Raw genomic sequence first — 3029 nt, 5'->3', positions numbered from 1 at the left:
CTACAGTGCCAAGCCGGGTTACGATCGGGCAACCGGGTGGGGTACACCAGACATCGGCATCCTCGTGCCGATGTTGGTCCCGTAGCGCGCGAATAGATTTAGCCTAAACAAAAAACCCCGGCGCGCTTTTCGAGCCGGGGTTTTCTGCTTGAGGCGATCGCTTACTTCGAAGGATCGGGGGTGGTCCGCAGATATGGCCTCAATTCCTTGTAGCCCTTGGGGAACTTCTCCTTCAGCACCTTGGGATCGGTCAGCGACGGCACGATGATGCAATCCTCACCATGCTTCCAGTCTACCCCGGTCGCAACCGAATACTTGTCGGTGAGCTGCAGCGAATCGATCGCGCGCAGAATCTCATCGAAGTTCCGGCCGGTGCTGGCGGGATAGGTGATGATCAGGCGAACCTTCTTGTTTTGGTCGATGACGAAGACCGAGCGGACCGTGAGCGTGTCGTTCCACTCCGGATGGATCATGTCGTAGAGCTTGGAGACCTTCTTGTCAGCATCGCCCAGCATCGGAAAATTCATCTTCACGTGCGAGATCTCTTCGATGTCCTGGATCCACTTCTTGTGCGAGTCGACGTCGTCCACGCTGATGCCGATCGGCTTGATGCCGCGCTTTTCAAACTCCGGCTTCAGCTGGGCAACGCGGCCCAACTCAGTTGTGCATACCGGGGTGAAGTCCTTGGGATGGGAGAACAGAACCGCCCAACCCTTGCCCATCCACTCGTGAAACTTGATCGTTCCTTCGGTCGACTCCTGAGTGAAATCCGGAGCGACACTGCCGATATGAAGTGCCATCGTCCTTATACCTGCCTTTTCACGTTATGTTTGCCGAGGTCTCGCAACCCAATCCCGGAGGCCAGGTCGGGCTCAGTAGAGCTTGCTTCCCAACAAGGCTCTCCAAATTTGACACTATTTCGAGTTACTTCAACCTCTGGCGCTAGCCTATTTATGATAAATGAGACCAACTAAGTATTGAATCAATCTAACCCCAGCGTGTCAGCGGGTCAACCGCAACCCCCGAGCGCGGCCCACGGGTTACTTTCTGAGCTTTCCAAACTCGGGCTTGCGCTTTTCCATAAAGGCGGTCACGTACTCCTTATGCTCGGGGGAGACGTAGCACTTCTCGAGTGCAAAGCCTTCAAACTGCATCGCGCTTTCGAGGTTCCCTTCCAGTCCCTGGTAGAGCGCCTTACGCGTCATCGCCAGGGAGAAGGGCGAGCATTGGAGCATCTCGGATGCGAGCTCACGCGACTTTGCCTTCAATTCCGCTCCCGGGACGACCTGGCTCACCAGGCCCATCGCCAGGCAGTCTTGCGCGCCGTATTGGCGGCCGGTCAGCATCATCTCGGCGGTGCGGGATAAACCTATCAACCGCGGCATCAGGTAGCTGGAGCCAAGCTCGCTCATCAGGCCGACGCGCGGAAAAATCACCCCGAGCTTCGCGTTGTCGGACGCGATGCGCACATCGAACAGCAGCGTCATGGTACAACCGACCCCCAGCGCATAGCCGTTGATCGCCGCAATCGTGGGCTTGGAGAGATTGCGCATGATGACGGGCAGCGAGATACCGCCGCCGCGTCCTTCCTCGACGCTGCCGTGCTGTTCACGCGTTTTGATGTTGGAAGCAAACATGCTCATGTCCGCTCCCGCGCAGAAGGCGCGCTCACCCGCCCCGGTCATGATCACGACCCGCGCGCTGCGGTCGCGGTCGGCCTGCAGCATCGCCTCGGCGATCTCGCGACCCATTTCGGCGGTATAGGCGTTCATCTTGGCCGGGCGATTCAGAGTGATCGTGGCGATCTCGTCGGCAACTTCGTACAGAAGCGTTTCGTAGGCCATAGAAAAGATCTCCTCTGCGAGCTCGGGGAGCTCCCGCCCGGGTTCGCGCTGCGTCGGGTTTCTATCGCGTCAGGCGCGTTTCTTCTTGTGTTTGCGCGCCTCGCGGATTCTCGCCTTGATTCTTTTTTCGCGACGTTTGCGCCGCCGTTTGATTTCGCGCCGCCGTTCGCTTGCCATTGATTATCGATTTCTCCTCAATCCAGTGGAACGGTTTTTTCCAATTTGGCGCCAGACTCCAGGTGGATTCCGGACACCGTCGCGGTAGGGCGTCCCGTGCCCGAGCCGTTCTCGACATAGACATCATAGTCGCCCGGGTCAAGCTTGAACTGGTGCGGACCGGGCGGGCTGTCGCCGGCACGCGACTGCGTACCAGCGCGAAACACGATGACGTGAGTGTTGTGGTTGATCGGTGCCTGGTGCAGCATGGTTTGCACATCCAGCTCCGCGGGAACCACCTCGCCCATGGAAAGCCGCGCCCGCTGGCCCGGCCTTAGTTCGACGGCGCTCCAGTCGTAGCCCTGCGGGGGCGCATCGACGTGGACATCGACCAGCATCGGCGCGAACAAAAACTTCTCTCCGGTGTTGAAGCTGGTGATTTTGGAGTGGGGTGGGCTCGAGGAAGTCACGGTCACTCCGAAGCCGGGATCTTTGCCGTGGCGGTCTTTCACGATTACTTCCATTACCGCGGCGTTGTCGATCATCACGGTCCGGGTACGTCCGGGCTCGATTCGGATGTCGTCCTTGGTAATTGTCCCACCGACCAGCGGCAGGACCATTTTGTAGTCGCCGGGTGCGAGCGCGATCGAGGAACCCGCGTGAACTTCGGCCGCGACCTTCCCATCGGTGCCTATAATCCGAGCGGCGTTCTGAGCCCCGGCGCCAATCTCGCCGAGCACGTCGAGCTTGAGATTACCGGTCTCGGCGGCGCCCACCATGGTCGCCAGCGCAAGCAACAGCGTCATGGAGAAAGGAATGCGCAACCCCATTGTCCGCAGACTACGCAGATTTCATGGACTTAGAAACCTAACCGGTTGCGTTGCGTCAGCCCACTCGACAGAGACGCTTGTGCTGCCGTCTAACACTACCCAACCACATAGGTGAAATGCTCACCCTCAAGCAACGCACAAGGAATTGCGGAGACAGTTCGAAACTGACCGCGTCTGCTAGTTTTCGTTCTACGCCACC

At 58.8% G+C, this 3029-nt stretch carries 3 protein-coding genes; all 3 read right to left on the bottom strand.

Going from position 1 to position 3029, the window contains the following annotated elements; translation table 11 throughout:
* Positions 1-161: 161 nt before the first annotated feature.
* A complete protein-coding gene (locus VGI36_18670) occupies positions 162-800 on the bottom strand; it encodes a peroxiredoxin (protein HEY2487172.1) in 639 nt (212 codons plus the stop codon).
* Positions 801-1040: 240 nt separating this feature from the next.
* Positions 1041-1844: an enoyl-CoA hydratase-related protein gene (locus VGI36_18665; GenBank protein HEY2487171.1), complete on the bottom strand. Its 804-nt coding sequence runs from the start codon at positions 1842-1844 to the stop codon at positions 1041-1043.
* Between the two features lie 194 nt (positions 1845-2038).
* Positions 2039-2824 (bottom strand): hypothetical protein, encoded by a 786-nt coding sequence (locus VGI36_18660; protein HEY2487170.1) that lies wholly within the window; start codon positions 2822-2824, stop codon positions 2039-2041.
* Between the last annotated feature and the right edge of the window lie 205 nt (positions 2825-3029).

It is taken from the genome of Candidatus Binataceae bacterium (assembly GCA_036495685.1).
Lineage (GTDB): Bacteria > Desulfobacterota > Binatia > Binatales > Binataceae > JAFAHS01.
Note: the sequence above shows the minus strand (reverse complement) of the source record. Positions and strands in the feature narration are given on the sequence as shown.

What these genes read in the sequence shown, in the direction of transcription:
- VGI36_18670 (HEY2487172.1), bottom strand. Translation starts at nt 800, where the DNA reads ATGGCACTTCATATCGGCAGTGTCGCTCCGGATTTCACTCAGGAGTCG.
- VGI36_18665 (HEY2487171.1), bottom strand. Translation starts at nt 1,844, where the DNA reads ATGGCCTACGAAACGCTTCTGTACGAAGTTGCCGACGAGATCGCCACG.